This is a genomic window from Halorussus gelatinilyticus (genome assembly GCF_023238445.1).
GTDB classification, from domain to species: domain Archaea; phylum Halobacteriota; class Halobacteria; order Halobacteriales; family Haladaptataceae; genus Halorussus; species Halorussus gelatinilyticus.
The window spans coordinates 3,222,820-3,238,730 of sequence record NZ_CP096658.1; the positions used below are offsets into that span (position 1 = coordinate 3,222,820).

Annotated in this window: 20 protein-coding genes; 14 read left to right on the forward strand and 6 right to left on the reverse strand. The window is 66.3% G+C overall.

Annotated features, from left to right (window positions below):
• Positions 1 to 12 precede the first annotated feature (12 nt).
• The 9 genes from M0R88_RS16385 (at position 13) to M0R88_RS16425 (ending at position 7,601) form a co-directional block, all read left to right on the forward strand.
• Positions 13 to 240 (forward strand): 30S ribosomal protein S28e, encoded by a 228-nt coding sequence (locus M0R88_RS16385; RefSeq protein ID WP_135854672.1) that lies wholly within the window; start codon positions 13 to 15, stop codon positions 238 to 240.
• 3 nt (positions 241 to 243) lie between these two features.
• Positions 244 to 438, forward strand: a complete 195-nt coding sequence (locus tag M0R88_RS16390) for a 50S ribosomal protein L24e (RefSeq protein WP_248654496.1) — start codon at positions 244 to 246, stop codon at positions 436 to 438.
• The gene (gene ndk / locus M0R88_RS16395) at positions 435 to 902 is read left to right on the forward strand and encodes a nucleoside-diphosphate kinase (protein WP_248654497.1); all 468 of its coding nucleotides are present in this window, start codon (positions 435 to 437) and stop codon (positions 900 to 902) included. The genes M0R88_RS16390 and ndk overlap by 4 nt, the downstream gene beginning before the upstream one ends.
• 149 nt (positions 903 to 1,051) lie before the next feature.
• Positions 1,052 to 1,705: a glycerophosphodiester phosphodiesterase gene (locus M0R88_RS16400; protein WP_248654498.1), complete on the forward strand. Its 654-nt coding sequence runs from the start codon at positions 1,052 to 1,054 to the stop codon at positions 1,703 to 1,705.
• Between the two features lie 325 nt (positions 1,706 to 2,030).
• Positions 2,031 to 4,454, forward strand: a complete 2,424-nt coding sequence (locus M0R88_RS16405; protein ID WP_248654499.1) for a penicillin acylase family protein — start codon at positions 2,031 to 2,033, stop codon at positions 4,452 to 4,454.
• Positions 4,451 to 4,834 (forward strand): hypothetical protein, encoded by a 384-nt coding sequence (locus M0R88_RS16410; RefSeq protein ID WP_248654500.1) that lies wholly within the window; start codon positions 4,451 to 4,453, stop codon positions 4,832 to 4,834. Before M0R88_RS16405 ends, M0R88_RS16410 begins: the two co-directional genes overlap by 4 nt.
• 78 nt (positions 4,835 to 4,912) lie before the next feature.
• A complete protein-coding gene (locus M0R88_RS16415) occupies positions 4,913 to 5,800 on the forward strand; it encodes a 16S ribosomal RNA methyltransferase A (protein ID WP_248654501.1) in 888 nt (295 codons plus the stop codon).
• Positions 5,797 to 6,999 carry a mechanosensitive ion channel family protein gene (locus M0R88_RS16420; protein WP_248654502.1) on the forward strand — a complete coding sequence of 401 codons (1,203 nt, stop codon included), beginning with the start codon at positions 5,797 to 5,799 and terminating at the stop codon, positions 6,997 to 6,999. The genes M0R88_RS16415 and M0R88_RS16420 overlap by 4 nt, the downstream gene beginning before the upstream one ends.
• Positions 6,996 to 7,601 carry a HemK2/MTQ2 family protein methyltransferase gene (locus M0R88_RS16425; RefSeq protein WP_248654503.1) on the forward strand — a complete coding sequence of 202 codons (606 nt, stop codon included), beginning with the start codon at positions 6,996 to 6,998 and terminating at the stop codon, positions 7,599 to 7,601. Before M0R88_RS16420 ends, M0R88_RS16425 begins: the two co-directional genes overlap by 4 nt.
• On the opposite strand, the gene M0R88_RS16430 is transcribed toward M0R88_RS16425, so the two are convergent.
• Complete coding sequence (locus tag M0R88_RS16430; RefSeq protein WP_248654504.1) at positions 7,598 to 8,230, reverse strand: hypothetical protein; 633 nt, start codon at positions 8,228 to 8,230, stop codon at positions 7,598 to 7,600. The genes M0R88_RS16425 and M0R88_RS16430 overlap by 4 nt on opposite strands.
• Positions 8,231 to 8,361: 131 nt before the next feature.
• On the opposite strand from M0R88_RS16430, the gene M0R88_RS16435 reads away from it, so the two are divergent.
• Complete coding sequence (locus M0R88_RS16435) at positions 8,362 to 9,369, forward strand: 5-methyltetrahydropteroyltriglutamate--homocysteine methyltransferase (protein ID WP_248654505.1); 1,008 nt, start codon at positions 8,362 to 8,364, stop codon at positions 9,367 to 9,369.
• Positions 9,366 to 10,433 (forward strand): methionine synthase, encoded by a 1,068-nt coding sequence (locus M0R88_RS16440; protein ID WP_248654506.1) that lies wholly within the window; start codon positions 9,366 to 9,368, stop codon positions 10,431 to 10,433. The genes M0R88_RS16435 and M0R88_RS16440 overlap by 4 nt, the downstream gene beginning before the upstream one ends.
• A 359-nt stretch (positions 10,434 to 10,792) precedes the next feature.
• Here the strand turns inward: M0R88_RS16440 and M0R88_RS16445 are convergent, their stop codons facing one another.
• Genes M0R88_RS16445 through M0R88_RS16455 form a run of 3 tightly spaced genes read right to left on the reverse strand, consistent with a single transcriptional unit; the run spans position 10,793 to position 12,068 of the window.
• On the reverse strand, positions 10,793 to 11,377 hold the full coding sequence (locus M0R88_RS16445; protein WP_248654507.1) for a DUF655 domain-containing protein: 585 nt from the start codon (positions 11,375 to 11,377) through the stop codon (positions 10,793 to 10,795).
• Between the two features lie 42 nt (positions 11,378 to 11,419).
• Positions 11,420 to 11,776: an RNA polymerase Rpb4 family protein gene (locus M0R88_RS16450; RefSeq protein WP_248654508.1), complete on the reverse strand. Its 357-nt coding sequence runs from the start codon at positions 11,774 to 11,776 to the stop codon at positions 11,420 to 11,422.
• Position 11,777: 1 nt separating this feature from the next.
• The gene (locus M0R88_RS16455; RefSeq protein ID WP_248654509.1) at positions 11,778 to 12,068 is read right to left on the reverse strand and encodes a 50S ribosomal protein L21e; all 291 of its coding nucleotides are present in this window, start codon (positions 12,066 to 12,068) and stop codon (positions 11,778 to 11,780) included.
• Between the two features lie 135 nt (positions 12,069 to 12,203).
• Between M0R88_RS16455 and M0R88_RS16460 the strand changes: the two genes are divergently transcribed.
• The 3 genes from M0R88_RS16460 to M0R88_RS16470 all read left to right on the forward strand — a co-directional run bounded on the left by M0R88_RS16460 (position 12,204) and on the right by M0R88_RS16470 (position 15,213).
• The gene (locus M0R88_RS16460; protein ID WP_248654510.1) at positions 12,204 to 13,370 is read left to right on the forward strand and encodes a cystathionine gamma-synthase; all 1,167 of its coding nucleotides are present in this window, start codon (positions 12,204 to 12,206) and stop codon (positions 13,368 to 13,370) included.
• 140 nt (positions 13,371 to 13,510) lie between these two features.
• Positions 13,511 to 14,515 (forward strand): ion channel, encoded by a 1,005-nt coding sequence (locus tag M0R88_RS16465; protein ID WP_248654511.1) that lies wholly within the window; start codon positions 13,511 to 13,513, stop codon positions 14,513 to 14,515.
• A 68-nt stretch (positions 14,516 to 14,583) separates the two neighbouring features.
• The gene (locus tag M0R88_RS16470; protein ID WP_248654512.1) at positions 14,584 to 15,213 is read left to right on the forward strand and encodes a VOC family protein; all 630 of its coding nucleotides are present in this window, start codon (positions 14,584 to 14,586) and stop codon (positions 15,211 to 15,213) included.
• Positions 15,214 to 15,396: 183 nt separating this feature from the next.
• Here M0R88_RS16470 and M0R88_RS16475 read toward each other — a convergent pair whose 3' ends face one another.
• Both M0R88_RS16475 and M0R88_RS16480 read right to left on the reverse strand, forming a co-directional pair.
• Positions 15,397 to 15,663, reverse strand: a complete 267-nt coding sequence (locus M0R88_RS16475) for an elongation factor 1-beta (protein ID WP_248654513.1) — start codon at positions 15,661 to 15,663, stop codon at positions 15,397 to 15,399.
• 2 nt (positions 15,664 to 15,665) lie between these two features.
• Positions 15,666 to 15,845 (reverse strand): HVO_2753 family zinc finger protein, encoded by a 180-nt coding sequence (locus tag M0R88_RS16480; protein WP_135854652.1) that lies wholly within the window; start codon positions 15,843 to 15,845, stop codon positions 15,666 to 15,668.
• Between the last annotated feature and the right edge of the window lie 66 nt (positions 15,846 to 15,911).

Below are 15,911 nucleotides of genomic sequence, written 5' to 3' on the forward strand. Positions count from 1 at the left end.
GGTGGTTGAGTCATGAGCGCAGAGGAATCCGAAGAAGAAGGCTCCACGCCCGCCGAAGTGATAGAGATCGTCGGCAAGACGGGGATGCACGGCGAGGCCATGCAGGTCAAGTGCCGCATCCGAGAGGGCGAGAATCAGGGCCGCATCATCACGCGGAACTGCCTCGGCCCCGTCCGCGAGGGCGACGTCTTGCAACTGCGCGAGACCGCACGCGAAGCCGACTCCATCGGAGGTCAGTAACCAATGCCCCAATCCCGAGTCTGTGACTTCTGTGGCGACGACATCGAGCCCGGCACGGGCACGATGTTCGTCCGCACGGACGGCAGTACGGTCCACTTCTGCTCGGCGAAGTGCGAGAAGAACGCCGACCTCGGCCGCGAACCCCGCGACCTCGAATGGACCGAGGACGGCAACGCCGCAGAGGGGACCGAAGAATGAGCGACGAGACCGAACGCACCTTCGTGATGGTCAAGCCCGACGGGGTCCAGCGCGGCCTCATCGGGGAGATCGTCTCCCGATTCGAGGAGCGCGGCCTGAAGATGGTCGCCGGGAAGTTCATGCAGATGAGCGAGGACCTCGCTCACGAACACTACGGCGAGCACGAGGGCAAGCCGTTCTTCGAGGGTCTCGTGGATTTCATCACGTCCGGTCCCGTCTTCGCCATGGTCTGGGAAGGCCAGGACGCGACCCGACAGGTCCGCAAGATGATGGGCGAAACCGACCCGGCCGAGTCCGCGCCCGGCACCATCCGCGGCGACTACGGTCTCGACCTCGGTCGCAACGTCATCCACGGCTCCGACCACGAGGACGAAGGCGCGAACGAGCGCGAAATCGACCTGTTCTTCGACGAGGAGGAACTGGTCGATTACGAGCGCATCGACGAGACGTGGCTGTACGAGTAACGACGTAACGCGGCCCGTTCGGTTCGTTTTCTTTCGTTACTTCTCCGACTCCGAAGTGGCGACGCCGGCGTCTCCGGCGCGAGTAGTCCGGGTCTCGACGACGCCGACTAGCCGCCAGTCCCTTTTCCGTCCGGAACGAACCACCCGACGTGCAGATAACTGCCCACCGAGGGTTCGGCGACCAGCATCCCGAGAACACCGTCTGTGCCGCCCGGCGTGCCTCGCGGTTCGCCGACGCGGTGGAAATCGACGTCCAGCGGTGCGGGACGGGCGAACTCGTCGTCTCCCACTGGAACGAGGTCGAACTCGTCACGGACGGCCACGGCGAGGTCGGCGACCTGTCGGCGACCGAACTCGCCGACCTCCACGTCGAGGACTCGGACTGCGGTATCCCCTTGCTGACCGAGGTGCTGGCCGCGGTGCCGTCGGACGTGGACCTCAATATCGAAATCAAGGAGACCGGCGTGGTCGCGGACCTGCTCGCCGCGCTGGAGGGCGTCGAAAACGACGTGGTGATCTCCTCGCTTCACCCCGACCCGCTCTGGCGCACCCGGATGTTGGACGAGGAGATGCCGCTGGCGTTCAACTTCGACGTGCGTCCCGAGGCCAACTTCGAGACCGCCGCGACGCTCGACTGCGAGTACGCCAACCCCCACTGGACGCTCTGTTTCGCCACCGACGTCGTGGAGCGCGCCCACGACGCCGGTATGGAGGTCCACGCGTGGCCGGTCGGGTCGCAGGCGCTCGCGTGGGCGCTCGTGCGCCGCGGCGTGGACGGGCTGATTCTGACGAAACCGCTCTGAACCGAGAAGACAGTTTAGAACGCTCCTGCCGACTCGATATCGAGTCACTTTCTCGTGAGAACGACCGACGAGACCACCCGAAAGACCGTGTAGAAAGCCCCCACGCGCTCGCGTAACCGCGAGCGCGCGGCCCCTTTCAGTCCACCCAGACAGTGGTCTGTGGCGGGTAGCGTTCGCTGGTGGTCTGCGTCATCGAGCGCCTCCGTGCCGAGTGGTCGGCTACTGCCCTCTACACGTTCGATTTCGAAGCTTCGGACCGCAACAACGCCCAACAACTCACGTCGCGTGGAACAGCGATTTTATGTGCGAACCGCCACACCCCGGTATGGATATCGATACCACGCGGCGCGCGCTCGTCGCCGCCATCGTCGGTGGCGGCGCGGTCGGCGGGTCGCTCTCGCCCGTCAGGGGGTATCTCGACAGGTTCGCGCCCTTCTCCGGGTCGGCGTGGCGGGACGCGACCGACCGGACGAACCGGCGCGTCGAGAGTCCCTACGGCCCGGCCACGGTGCGCTACGACGACTACGGGACCGCGCACGTCGAAACCGGGGACGGTGGCTCCTCGGGCGAGAAGGCCCTCTACTTCGCGGTCGGCTACGCGCAGGCCGCCGACCGACTCTTCCAGATGGACCTCCAGCGCCGGGTCATGCGCGGGGACCTCTCGGAAGTGGTCGGCGAGCGCGCGCTCGACTCCGACGAGTTCCACGTGAAGATGGACTTCGTGGGCGGCGCGGAAGCGAACCTCGAACTGCTCGACGGGACCCCGACCGGCGAGGCGGTCGAAGCGTTCGCCGAGGGCGTCAACGCCTGCCGCGAGCGGGAGGCCCTGCCGCTCGAATTCGGCCTGCTGGACTACGAACCCGACCCGTGGACTCCGACCGACACGATGCTGATGGAACAGCAGATTTCGTGGGGACTGACCGGGAGTTTCTGGACCCTCCGGCGCGAGCGACTGGCCCGGAAACTGAGCGAGGACGCCGTAGACGAACTCTACCCCTTCCGAATGGACCACGACTCGCCCATCGTCAGGTCGGACTCTGACGGTGCGAACGACGGCGGAACCGACGCCGCGCAGACCCGCGAGTCTCGCCGGACGGTCACGCCGTCGGGCGAATTCGAGGGCGGCGACCTCCTCGACTGGCTCTCGGCGTTCGAGTCGCCGCCCGGTGTCGGGTCGAACAGTTGGGTCGTCTCGGGCGGCCAGACCGCCAGCGGGTCGCCCATCGTCGCCAACGACCCGCACCTCTCGCTGATGGCACCGCCGGTCTGGTACGAGATGAACCTCCGGACCGACGACGTGAGCGTCCGAGGCGTGACGTTTCCGGGCGTCCCGTTCGTCGTCATCGGTGAGAACGACTCGGGCGCGTGGGGGTTCACCAACAGCGGGGCCGACGTCATCGACTTCTACAGCTACGAGACCGACGAGTCGGGCGACCGGTACCGCTACGAGGGCGAGTGGCGCGAGTTCGAGACCGAGGAGAAGACCATCACAGTCAGCGACGGCGACGACCGGACGGTCACGGTCCGGAAGACGGTCCACGGGCCGCTCCTCGAACGCGAGGGCCAGCGGGTCGGCGTCTCGTGGACCGGCCACACCGCGACCCGGACCTCGGCGGCGATTCGCGAGTACAGCGAGACGGAGGGCGTCGAGGACTTCCTCGCGGCGACCGAGAAGATGGACCTGCCGACCCAGAACGTCGTCTATGCCGACCGCGAGGGGAACACCCTGTTCTACGTCACGGGGAAGATTCCGATTCGCACGATAGACGGCGAGGAGGTCTGGGGAACGCGCGTCTTCGACGGGTCGGCGGGCGAGGCCGAGTGGGAGGGCTTCCAACCGTTCGGCGTCTCGTCGTGGGAGGGGTTCGTCCCCTTCGACGAGAAGCCCCACGTCCGGAACCCGGACTACCTCGGCACGGCGAACCAGCGCATCACGGACGACCCGCAGCACTACGTCGGCGAGCGCTACGCGACGCCGTACCGAGGCCAGCGCCTCTACGAACTGCTCGATAGGCGCGCCGACTCGGAGAAGCCGATGGACCCCGCGTTCATGCGCCGGATACAGCGCGACGCGAAGTCGGCCCGTGCCGAGCAGGTCGTGGACGAACTCGTCGCGGCCGCAGAAGGCGAGGACGGTCTCGGCGGTGTCGTCTCGACGCTCCGGGACTGGGACGGCCGGATGGTGCGGGACTCGCGCGCGGCGCTCGTCTTCCGGACGTGGTTCGAGCGGTTCCGCGAGGCGACCTTCGGCGACGAGTTCGAGGCGGCGGGCCTCGACGAGTCGTACTACCCGAACGACTTGGTGCTGGCGACCCTGCCCGCGGACAGTCGGTGGTTCGGCGACGAGGGCCGCGCGGCGGTGATGGTCCGGGCGCTCCGCGACGCGCTGGACGACATCGAGGACGGCGCGACCTACGGCGACTACAACACCACGGCGGCCGTCACCCACCCGTTCGACCAACCGTTTCTGAACTATCCCGCGTACCCGACCGACGGGTCGGCAAACACGCTGAACAACTACCGGAAGGAGTCCGCGGTCGGGAGCAGTTGGCGGCAGGTCTGCCCGATGGCCGAGCGCGAGCAGTCGGTCTGCGTCCTGCCGGGCGGCAACTCCGGGGAGTACTTCTCGGACCACTACCACGACCAACTCCGCCTGTGGGCCGACGGTAAGTACAAACCGATGAGCCGCGAGATTCGCGGCGAGACGGCCATCACGTTCGAGGCCACCGACTCGGAGGGCGACCGATGAGTGGCTTGCTCGGAGACCAAGGTACGAGTTCCGGCGACACGGGTCCGCTCGGGAGCGCGCTGGCCGAGATTCGGGGCGACCGACGAGCGCGGTGGGCCGCGCTCGTCGGCGGCGCGGCGGTCGGACTCGCGGCGGCGTGGGTCCACTGGTACGGCTTCCTGTTGGGCGGCGCGCTGGTCGGTCTCGCCTCGAAGGACCTCAAGCGCGCGCTCGCGGCCGGAGCGGGACTCGGACTGCTCGCGTGGGCGGCGTTCGCCGGACTCGTCGCCGCGAACGGCGTGCTGCTCCAGTACGCCGGGATGGGCCGCCTGCTGTATCTGAGCGTCGGGATTCCGGTCGGTCTCTCCGCGCTCGGGTCGCTGGTCCGGGGCGTCGTCTGACGAGCGGCCGAGAGACTACGCGGTCCGTCTCAGAGACTCGGTGGCTTTACCCACCTCCGGTTTCTACCCGGAGACAATATGACCGACGCACGCGACGCGCCCCGGAACCCCGACGCCCTGCTCAGGCGGGCGGGCGTCCGGGGGAACCCGGACCGGGACCAGCACTTCCTCGTGGACGACCGGGTTCTCGACCGGTTGCCCGACTACGCCGAGGAGGCCGACTTCGACCTCTCGCACGTCCTCGAAATCGGGCCGGGGACCGGCGCGCTGACCGACCGTCTGCTCGGGGTCGCCGACGAAGTGACCGTGATAGAGCGCGACCGCGACCTCGCCGCGTTCCTGCGCGAGGAGTTCGCCGACGAAATCGCCGCGGGTCGCCTGACGGTCGTCTCGGGCGACGCGCTCGACGTCGAACTCCCCGACTTCACCGCCTGCATCTCGAATCTCCCCTACGGCGTCTCCAGCGAGATCACCTTCCGACTCCTCCCGCGCGGGAAGCCGACGCTGTTGATGTTCCAGAAGGAGTTCGCCGAGCGCATGGCCGCCGACGTGGGCACCGACGACTACGGTCGCCTCTCGGTGAGCGCTCAGCACTACGCCGACGTGGAAGTGGTCGAACCCGTGCCGAAGGAGGCGTTCTCGCCGCCGCCGGAGGTCGAGAGCGCCATCGTCCGGACGACGCCGCGCGCCCCCGACTACGAGGTCGAGGACGAGGCGTTCTTCCTCCGGTTCGTGAAGGCCGTCTTCACCCAGCGGCGCAAGACGCTCCGGAACGCGATTCGGAACACCGGCCACATCTCGGGGCTGGACGACGCCGACGCGCCGGTCGCGGCCATCGCGGAGGGGAAGACCGAACTGGACCCCGACGTACTCGGAAAGCGCGCGGGCAAGATTCCGCCCGAGACGTTCGCCGCGCTCGCGACGGTCGCCGCCGAGTACGGCCTCGACGGAGGTGAGAACGGGTGAGGGGTCCCCTCAGCGGCTTACTCTCGACCATCGACCAACTGGCGAACTTCAGCCAGGCCGAGAAGATAGCGGCGACCGCGCTCATCCTCCTCGCCGGCGTCGCTGCGGTCTGGGCGACGCGGTACGTCCGGCCGAGGCTCCGGCGGCGGTTCCCCCAACACGTCGGCGACGTGGTGTTGTTCGCCTCGCTCGTCGGCGGTGCCCTCGTAGCGACGATCAGCCTCGTCGTCCTCTGGAATCAGGGCACGAACGCCGCCCAAGCCCTCGACCGAATCAACGCCACCGCCGGGAAGGGGTTCGCGATATTCCTCGCGCTGGCCGTGCTGGCGGGCGCGTACATCGTCACCGGGTTCGTCAAGAAGGCCATCGACCGATTCGTCGATGGCCACGACACCATCAGCCAGCACCAGAGCGAAATCGTCTACCGCGTCTCGCAGCTCACGGTGTACGTCTCGGCCGTGTCCATCATCCTCGGTCTCTGGAAGGTGAACCTCAGCGGCCTGCTGGTCGGTGCCGGCTTCCTCGGCATCGTCGTCGGTATGGCCGCCCGCCAGACGCTCGGTGCCCTGCTCGCCGGATTCGTGCTGATGTTTTCACGGCCCTTCGAAATCGGCGATTGGGTGGAGGTAGACGACGAGGAGGGCATCGTGACCGACATCTCTATCGTCAACACACGCATCCAGACGTTCGCCGGCGAGTACGTCATGATACCCAACGACATCGTGAGCGGCGAGAAGATAGTCAACAAGAGCCGGAAGGGTCGTCTGCGCATCGAGGTCGAGGTCGGCGTCGATTACGAGGCCGACGTGGAGCGGGCGGCCGAACTCGCCGAGGAGACGATGAAGGACTTGGACGAGGTGCTGACCGTGCCGACGCCGAAGGTCGTCCTCAAAGAGTTCGGCGACTCGGCGGTCACGCTCGTCCTGCGGTGCTGGATAGACAAGCCCAGCGCCCGCAGGCAGTGGCGCGCCCGCACCGCCGTCATCGAGTCGGTCAAGGAGACCTTCGACCGCGAGGGCGTCAAGATTCCGTTCCCTCAGCGCGAACTCACCGGCCGACAGGAGTCGGGCGGCTTCCGCGTCGCCGACGAGACCGACCTGCCGGAAGCGACCGCGGACGGCGGAACCGCGGACGGCGGGACCACGTCGGGTGGCGTGACCGAGGACGCGTCGGAACCGGACGAGGTGAGAGAGCGGTGACCGACCTCGCCGACCGACGGGACGCCGAGACCGAAGTCTACCAACCGGCCGAGGACTCGCACTTGCTGGCCGACGCCGCGGTCACCGACCTCCGAAACACCTCGACGGAGACCCCGCCGACCGACGACGCCTCGCTCGCGCTGGAGGTCGGCACCGGGTCGGGCTACGTCGCGGAGACGGTCGCCGACGAGACCGGTCTACGCGTCCTCGGGTCGGACCTCAACCCCCACGCCTGCCGACAGGCCCGCGAGCGCGGCGTCGAGGCGGTCCGGGCCGACCTGCTCGACCCCTTCCGAGACGACGCCTTCGACGCCGTGCTGTTCAATCCGCCCTATCTCCCGACCGACCCCGACGACGAGCGCGACGACTGGATGGAGGTCGCGCTCTCGGGCGGCGAGGACGGCCGGAAGGTCATCGAACCGTTCCTCGAAGCGGTCGGGCGCGCTCTCGCGCCCGACGGCGCGGTCTACCTGCTGGTCAGCAGTCTCACGGGCGTCGAGGAGGTCGTCGCCCTCGCCGAGCGGGAGGGCTTCTCGGCGGTCGCGCTCCGCGACGAGTCGTTCCCCTTCGAGACGCTGACCGTGCTGAAACTCCTGCGTTAAGCCGCGGTCGTGGCGGTGTCTGCGGTCGCGGTTACCGTCGGGGTCGTCGTGGTTGCTGTCGGGGTCGTCGCGGTTGACGTCGCGGCCGCCGAAGTGGTGGCGTTGATGGGGTTCGGCAACCGGTAGAGGTCGGCCGTGGTGTCCTCGTTCTCGGCAGTCAGGAGCGTCCGGCCGTCTATCGTGACCTCGAAGCTCCGGTAGTCGGTCGGCAGACTCGCGCTCAACCGCAGGTCGGTCGCCACGCGACAGCCTTCCGGAGGTGACTCGCTCTTCCTCTCGTCGGACGTGCGCGGCTCCTCGGCGACCGTCCGGAGGTCGATTCGGTACGCGCCCGGCGTCACCTGCGTCACCGTCGCGTCCACCGTCTGCCCGCGCTCGTGGACCACGGTGGCGTTGAGTGTCACCGCGAACGAGTGGCCGACAGCGACCTCGTGGACCCACCCGGCGTTCGCGCGGGTGTCGAGGCAACCGCCACCCGACTTGCCAACCGAGACCGGCGGTGATTCGGGGTCGGGACCGGGGTCCGAGTCGGCCTGTCCGAGTGGCGCACCGAACCCGACCCATCCGACCGCCCCGACGACGGTACCGACGACGAATGCGACCGCGACCGCGGTCGTGAAATTCTCCATGTCTAACACGTCCGGGAGCCGACCGAAATACGTTTCCGTCGATTCGTGCGGCGTGTCACCAATTGACTATGCCCGACAGTAATTTCCGAAGTGGAAAATATTAAGCATCGTCATTTCGTAGTCGTGGGTACATGACCGAATACATCGCAACGACGCCGGGAGTGTATCCGCTCCCGGACTGGGCCAAGGACGACTTGGCCGACCTGAAAGGCCATCAGAAACACGACCTCGTAGACGGCGACGAGGGCGAGGAGGTCGTCGCGGTCTACGACGAGGCGCGCGAGGAGGTCCTCGACCGCCAGCAGTCCGCCGGACTCGACCGCGTGGTCGAAGGACAGCTCCGATGGGACGACATGCTCGCGCATCCGCTCGCGGTCCACGACGCCGTGGAGACTCGCGGCATCGTCCGGTACTACGACAACAACAACTTCTACCGAGAGCCGGTCGTGACCGACGAGTTGACCTTCGACGGTGACGTAGCCGGCGAGTTAGAAGCCGCGAGCGAGTTCGCGGACGACGACTCGCTACAGGCCGTCGTCCCCGGCCCGTACTCGCTGGCCGACCTCGCCACCGACGAGTACTACGGCGACGACGCCGCGTTCCTGGACGCGGTGGCCGACTTCCTCGCCGGGGAAATCGAGGCGTTCCCCGAGGTCGAGACCCTGTTCGTCCTCGAACCGTCGCTGGTCGAGAACGCGCCGGGCGAGGGCGAGGACGAGCGCGCGAGCGAGGCCGTCGATACCGTCGCGAACGCGGTAGGTTCGGATACGGACGTCGTCGTCCACACTTACTGGGGCGCACTGGACGAGAAGGTCCACGCGCACCTACTCGACGCCGACTTCGACGCGCTGGGCTACGACTTCGTGTCGAACTCCGAGGACAACCTCTACAACATCAACGAGTACGGCACGAAAGACTCCATCGCGGCGGGCGTCGTGGACGGCCAGAACACGCTGGTCGAGGACTCGGAAGCCATCTCCGAGCGCGCCGACTGGCTGGTCGAGAACACCCCGGCGGCCGACTTCGAGACGGTGTATCTGACGCCGAACACCGAACTGTTCTACCTGCCCTACTCGACGTTCGAGGAGAAGCTCGCCGCGCTCGGCGAAGCGACCGACCTCGCAGAGGTGAAAGCATGAGCCAGAACCGAGACCAGTTCCGACCGCCGAATCACCCCAACGACCACTTCCTGCTGACGACCGTCGTCGGTAGCTATCCCAAGCCCAAGTGGCTGGACCGCGCCCGCGACCTCCACGAGGACGAGGACGCGGATTTCGACGACGACGCGTGGAACGAGGCCAAGGACGACGCCGCGCGGCTCATCACGGACGAACACGAGCGCGCCGGTCTCGACGTGGTGGTGGACGGCGAGATGCGCCGCAACGAGATGGTCGAGTTCTTCGCCCACCGCATCGACGGCTACGAGTTCAACGGTCCCGTGAAGGTGTGGGGGCACAACACCTTCGACAAGCCCTCGGTCGTCTCCGAAGTCGAGTACGACGAGTCGTGGCTTGTGGACGAGTACGAGTTCACCGCGAGCGTCACCGACAAGCCGGTCAAGGTGCCCATCACCGGCCCGTACACGCTGGCGAACTGGAGCTTCAACGAGGCCTACGACGACACCGAGGCGCTGGCCCACGACCTCGCGGACCTCGTGAACGAGGAGATAGAGAAACTAGTCGAGGCCGGCGCTCGCTACGTCCAGATAGACGAACCCGCGCTGGCGACGACGCCCGACGACCACGCCATCGTCGGCGACTGTCTGGAGCGTATCGCCGACGGGATTCCCGAGGACGTGCGCATCGGACTCCACGTCTGCTACGGCGACTACTCGCGCATCTACCCCGAGATTCTGGACTTCCCGGTAGACGAGTTCGACCTCGAACTCGCCAACGGCGACTACGAGCAGTTGGACGTGTTCAAGGACCCCGAGTTCACCGCGGACCTCGCGCTCGGCGTGGTGGACGCCCACGACGCCGACGTGGAGACGGTGCCCGAAATCAAGGAGAACATCCAGAAGGGACTCGAAGTCGTGCCGCCCGAGCAGTTGACCGTCAGCCCGGACTGCGGCGTGAAACTGCTTCCGCGCGAAGTGGCTTACGAGAAGATGGCCAACCTCGTGCAGGCGGCCCGAGAGGTCGAGCAGGAACTGGACGACGGCGAAATCGAGGTCGAGCGGTCGGCCGTGACCGCGGACGACTGACCGACGACGCGATTCGGACGGCTGGCGCTCACCGGAGGGCTAAAAGGCGGCGCGCGTGCGGTCTGCGTCGTGAGCGGACCGAACGACGACGAGGCGGACGCGGTGTGTCCGCCGGTATCCGGAGCGCCACGCGCCGCGCAACCGCTGGCACGCCCCGGCCCCGAGTCGGGTCACGGACCGGGTTCGTCCCGGCTTCGTACTTGAAACTTCGCGCGGTTCGATTTTTCGTCGGCGATGGCTCACGCCTCGCCACGATTATACCGCTGCGGAGAAGTGACGAACGACGGCCCGTCCGAAAAGCGTCAGGATAGAACCCGAACGCCGAATCCCATCGAAAGCCAGTCCGCCGAATCCGCTCGCTACCCCTGTTGCTGCTCTTCGACGCGGACGAACGTCCGGTACTTCAGGTCCTCTTCGCGAATCTCCTCCAAGATGCGCTCGACCAGCACCTCCTTGGGGTTGTGGAGACCGGACACTCGCTCTCCGAGGTCCTCGAAGCTCTGGAAAGGCTTTCGCTTTCGCTCCTCCAAGATGTTGTTCCGGAGTTTCTTCCCGATGCCGGGCAGGAGGTTCAACTGGTGGAGTCGGAGCGTGATGGGTTGAGCGTCGTTGTAGAAGTTCACGAACCGCTCCTCGTCGGTCTCGACCACGTCGCGGATGGCGTGTTCGAGTTCCGACTGGGCGGCCCCCGAGAGGTCCTCGTACTCGATTTCTGTGACGTTCGTCACGAGGTCGTCGGCTGGGTCGGCGTCGAACCGGTCGGTGATGGTGAGGCTCACGTCCTCTTCGAGCGTCACCTCGAAGAGCCGGAACTCCTCGATGCCGAGGGCGTACGCCAGCGCCGGCTTCTGATACTGCGGCCTGTCGTCGTCGGCGCGGCCGTGGGGGAGGTAGTCCAAGACGACCGCCGGCACCTGCTCTTCGTCGTCGTTCTGTTCACTCATTGTCATAGAATACGGCCACGAGCCACTTAAAGAGTTGGTGGGTCAGACGTACTTGGCGACGACGTCGAGGATGTCGTCGAGTTCGTCGCCCGAGAGCGTGTAACGCTCTTGAGCGTACACCGCGCGGAGTTCGTCGCGGTCCTGCGGGAGCACGTCCGCAATCTTGTACGCGGTCGGCTCGTCCACCTTGTCGAGTTCGAGCAGTGCCTCGACGAGTTCGCGGGACTCCTCGGCGTCGAGCGTTGCGAACCGGTTGACGTGCTCGATGGCCCGCGCCAGTTCGTAGCGCATCTCGCGGTCCTCGTCCAAGGCCCGCTCCTGCTCTACGTCCGAGAGGAGTTCCTTGGCTTCCGCGGTAGTGAGGTACTCCTCGTCGATCTTCTCCTTGAATATCGTCATGCTATTCCTGCGCTTTCAGATGCGCGGGGGTGACGATGAGGGTCTTGTCCTTGCCGCGGTCGTTGACGCCGACCTTGTAGGCTTCGCCCTGCTTGCCCTCGATTTCGCCGGTGAGACCGTCGAAGCGAGGGTGGAAACGCCCTTTCTCGACGCTCGGGTCGATTTTGAGGTGGACCTTCTGGCCCTCCTCGTACTGCTGGACGGCGCGCTGAGGCGGGGACGTACCGCGCTCTCGGGGGTTGTTCGAGAGTTTGTCACGAGTGCTGTGGTAGGGTCCGTTCGAACTCGGCATAGTCGTACCCACCTCTTGTTCTGTCTCCGTTATAAAAGGCACGTTCCGCGTTGCTCGGCCTCGTTTCTCTCGCCTAGAGTCGGGTAGCGCGCCGGAAGGACAAGAGTAACTTGTCGTCCGGCCCTCGCTTCTGGTATGGCCGACGACGAGGAGTTCAGATTCGAGACGCGCTCGATTCACGCCGGACAGGACCCCGACGAGGAGACCGGGGCGCTCATGACCCCGATACACGCTAACTCGACCTACGAGCAGGACGCGCCGGGCGAACACCGCGGCTACGAGTACTCCCGGACGGGCAACCCCACGCGGACCGACCTCGAAGCCAACGTCGCCAGCCTCGAAGGCGGCGAGTACGGCCGCGCGTTCTCCAGCGGGATGGGGGCTATCAACACTGTCCTCAATCTGCTAGAGTCGGGCGACCACGTGGTCGCCAGCGAAGACGTGTACGGCGGCACCCACCGCATCTTCACGCAGGTCTACGAGCAGTACGACCTCCAGTTCGACTTCGTGGACATGACCGATTTGGACGAGACCGAGGCCGCCATGCGCGAGAACACGGAACTGGTCTGGGTCGAGACGCCGACCAATCCCCTGCTCAACGTCGTGGACATCGCGAGCACCGCCGAAATCGCCCACGACAACGACGCGCTCTGCGCAGTGGACAACACCTTCGCCACGCCGTATCTCCAGCGTCCGCTCGACCTCGGTGCGGACCTCGTGACCCACTCGCTGACGAAGTACATGGGCGGCCACTCCGACGTGGTCGGCGGTGCCCTCGTCACGGATGACGAGGAGCTGGACGAGCGGTTCGGCTTCTACCAGAACAGCGTCGGCGCGACGCCCGGTCCCCACGAGTGCTTCCTCGTCCTCCGCGGGACGAAGACCCTCCCGGTCCGGATGGACCGCCACTGCGAGAACGCAATCGAGTTGGCCGAGTGGCTGGAGGACCACGAGGACGTGAGCCGCGTCTACTACCCCGGTCTCGACTCCCACCCCGACCACGACCTCGCCGCGTCGCAGATGGACGACTTCGGCGGGATGGTCAGCTTCGAGATGGACGCGAGCCTCGAAGAGACCGCCGACGTGGTGTCGAACACCGAGGTCTTCACGCTCGCCGAGAGTCTGGGCGGTGTCGAGAGCCTCATCGAGCAACCCGCGACGATGACCCACGCCGCGATTCCGGCCGAGGAGCGCGAGGCCGCGGGACTCCGCGACGGCCTGATTCGCGCGAGCGTCGGCATCGAGAACGTCGAGGACCTGAAGGCGGACTTGGCGCAGGCGTTCGAGCAGTCGCTGAACTGAGCGCCGGCGCGACCGTTCGGCGGCCCTCCAGACGCTCTCTTCTAAACGGTCGCCGCTAGTTTCGCCCGGCCGTAATCTTCGAGTGTCCCAGTCCGCTCGTTTGGCGTAGTGGCACGACGGAGTATCGCGAGGAGTGAGCCGTGAACGTTCTGTATCTCGGTCTCGGGAGCATCCTCCTTCTGGGCACCGTCGGCGACCTCCTCTGGACGACGCTCTGGGTCGAGGGCGGTGCTGGCCCGCTCACGACTCGACTGATGGAGTGGACATGGCGGGCACTCTCAAGGGGGAACGGCGGACGGTCACGAGTGCTCAACCTCGCGGGACCGGTAATTCTGGTCCTGAGTCTCGTCGTTTGGCTCGTCTCCATCTGGACGGGGTGGACGCTGATATTCGCCGGCGGCGAGGACGCCGTCTTCGACACGATTCGGGGCGGACCGCTCTCGTGGTCCGACCTGAGCTACTTCGCGGGATACACCATGTTCACGCTCGGAAACGGCGGGTTCGCACCGAGAGACGGCGTCTGGCAGTTCGCCACCGTCCTCGCGACCGCCAGTGGGATGCTCTTCGTCACGCTGACGGTCACCTACGTCCTCTCGGTCCTCGACGCGGTCGCCCAGAAGCACGCGTTCGCCAGCGGCGTGACCGGCCTCGGTACCGACGCGAGTACGGTCGTGACGACCTACTGGAACGGCGAGGAGTTCGACGGCCTTGACCTCCAACTGGACACCTTCTCGTCTCAGATCGACACGCTCACGGCGAATCACAAGGCTTACCCGGTTCTCCACTACTTCCACAGCCGGCAAGCCACGGAAGACCCGGCCGTTGCGATCGCCGTCCTCGACGAGACGCTGACGCTACTGCGATTCGGTCTGCCCGAACGAGCGCGGCCCAGCGAAGCCCTACTGAAGGGCACCCGTTCGGGAATCCGGAGTTACCTCGATGCGCTTCTGGCGCTCCATCGGCCGAGCGACCGCGACCCGCCCGCGCCGGACCTCGCCCGCGTCCGCGAGGCCGGTCTCTCGACCGTCTCCGACGACGAGTTCGCCGAGTCGCTCGCCGACTGCGACGTGGACGAGCGGCGACGACTGCTCCTCGCCGTGGTCGAGTCCAACGCGCGACGGTGGCCGTCCCGAAACGACGAGTGACGACCGCGCCGCCGCGGTGACGCGAGTGTTACCTGAGACCTATACGCTCCGACCGCCTACCTAGAGCCATGGCAAACGACCGCCGACCAGCAGACGACTTCGAGGTCACGCCCGACCTGCCGGACAGTCCGATGCACACCACCGGAACCGACCACATCACGCTCATCGGGAGCAACGCCGAGGACACCATCGAGTTCTACCGGGACCTGCTCGGGATGCCGCTCGTGCTACGTCAGCCCAACCTCGACGACCCGTCCCAGACCCACCTCTTCTTCGACACGGGCGACGGGCGCATCGTCACGTTCTTCGTGAACGACGACCGCGACTCGGACCCGCGACCGCAGCGCACGCCCGTCGGCGGCGTCCACCACCTCTCGTTTAGCATCGACCCGGAGCGGTTCGTGGAGGTGCGCGAGGCGCTCGAAGACGCCGGCAGAGGCTACAACGAGTTCGACCGGGGCATCTTCCACTCGCTGTACACCCAGGACCACAACGGACTGGTCATCGAACTCTCGACCGACAAGTGGGCGATTCCGGACGACCGCCGAGGTGAGGTCCTCGCAACCGCCCAGCGCATCCGCGAAGAGGACGGCGCGGACTTCGCGGAAGAGCGCCACCTCGAACAGGCCCTAGACGAACTGGACATCGACGCCGAGAAGTTCGACCTGCCTGACGCCTCGTCGGGTGCTGGCGTCTGAGACCGCAGTTTCGAGGTTTCGTGTTTTTACTCCGGTGCGTGTGGGCGCGACCTCGCGGTATGAGGTCGCGCCATCAGCGCGCGAGGTCTGAAAATCACAGACGGCAGCAACGAGCCAATACGACACCCGAAGCTCTTCAACTATCTCACGTCGGAAAATCCGCACCGAACCGCGAATCGAGCCTTAAATTCGGCCGACGTTCTCGACTTCGACGCTCTCGACGCCTTCGACGTTCGAGAAGCCCTCTTCGACCGCTTCCGTCCCGCCCGTGTCGTCCGGGACGATGACGGTCGGCAGGAGCGCGACGAGTCCGAACGCGACTTCGTCGCGCTCGAAGCCGTTGATCTTGGCTCCCTCGGGGAGCGAGTCTTCGAGTCGCTCCTGAAGCTCGTCGAGGTCGATTTCGGGGCTTTGCGGCATGACCTTGATTTTAGCGGCTACCTTTCCCATCGTTACGGTCCCATGAACCCGCAGTCGGGGCACTCGTAGAGGTTGCTCTGCTTGCGACACTTGGCACAGCGGTATATCTGCTGCCCGCAGTCGGGGCACTTGAACGACGCTGCGTTGCTCCCGGAGATGTTGATCCCGCAGGAGACACATCGTCGCGCCTGCTTCTGTTTCGACTGGCTCATACCTCCCTGTACCCGGCCGCGACTTTAAATCGTTTCGATAGGGCCGCCAGCCCTCTCCTCGGCCAG

What these genes read in the sequence shown, in the direction of transcription:
- M0R88_RS16450 (WP_248654508.1), bottom strand. Translation starts at nt 11,776, where the DNA reads ATGACGATATTCAAGGAGAAGATCGACGAGGAGTACCTCACTACCGCG.
- M0R88_RS16460 (WP_248654510.1), top strand. Translation starts at nt 12,204, where the DNA reads ATGGCCGACGACGAGGAGTTCAGATTCGAGACGCGCTCGATTCACGCC.
- M0R88_RS16385 (WP_135854672.1), top strand. Translation starts at nt 13, where the DNA reads ATGAGCGCAGAGGAATCCGAAGAAGAAGGCTCCACGCCCGCCGAAGTG.
- M0R88_RS16455 (WP_248654509.1), bottom strand. Translation starts at nt 12,068, where the DNA reads ATGCCGAGTTCGAACGGACCCTACCACAGCACTCGTGACAAACTCTCG.
- M0R88_RS16430 (WP_248654504.1), bottom strand. Translation starts at nt 8,230, where the DNA reads ATGGAGAATTTCACGACCGCGGTCGCGGTCGCATTCGTCGTCGGTACC.
- M0R88_RS16410 (WP_248654500.1), top strand. Translation starts at nt 4,451, where the DNA reads ATGAGTGGCTTGCTCGGAGACCAAGGTACGAGTTCCGGCGACACGGGT.
- M0R88_RS16475 (WP_248654513.1), bottom strand. Translation starts at nt 15,663, where the DNA reads ATGGGAAAGGTAGCCGCTAAAATCAAGGTCATGCCGCAAAGCCCCGAA.
- M0R88_RS16470 (WP_248654512.1), top strand. Translation starts at nt 14,584, where the DNA reads ATGGCAAACGACCGCCGACCAGCAGACGACTTCGAGGTCACGCCCGAC.
- M0R88_RS16440 (WP_248654506.1), top strand. Translation starts at nt 9,366, where the DNA reads ATGAGCCAGAACCGAGACCAGTTCCGACCGCCGAATCACCCCAACGAC.
- M0R88_RS16445 (WP_248654507.1), bottom strand. Translation starts at nt 11,377, where the DNA reads ATGAGTGAACAGAACGACGACGAAGAGCAGGTGCCGGCGGTCGTCTTG.
- M0R88_RS16435 (WP_248654505.1), top strand. Translation starts at nt 8,362, where the DNA reads ATGACCGAATACATCGCAACGACGCCGGGAGTGTATCCGCTCCCGGAC.
- ndk (WP_248654497.1), top strand. Translation starts at nt 435, where the DNA reads ATGAGCGACGAGACCGAACGCACCTTCGTGATGGTCAAGCCCGACGGG.
- M0R88_RS16415 (WP_248654501.1), top strand. Translation starts at nt 4,913, where the DNA reads ATGACCGACGCACGCGACGCGCCCCGGAACCCCGACGCCCTGCTCAGG.
- M0R88_RS16480 (WP_135854652.1), bottom strand. Translation starts at nt 15,845, where the DNA reads ATGAGCCAGTCGAAACAGAAGCAGGCGCGACGATGTGTCTCCTGCGGG.
- M0R88_RS16390 (WP_248654496.1), top strand. Translation starts at nt 244, where the DNA reads ATGCCCCAATCCCGAGTCTGTGACTTCTGTGGCGACGACATCGAGCCC.
- M0R88_RS16405 (WP_248654499.1), top strand. Translation starts at nt 2,031, where the DNA reads ATGGATATCGATACCACGCGGCGCGCGCTCGTCGCCGCCATCGTCGGT.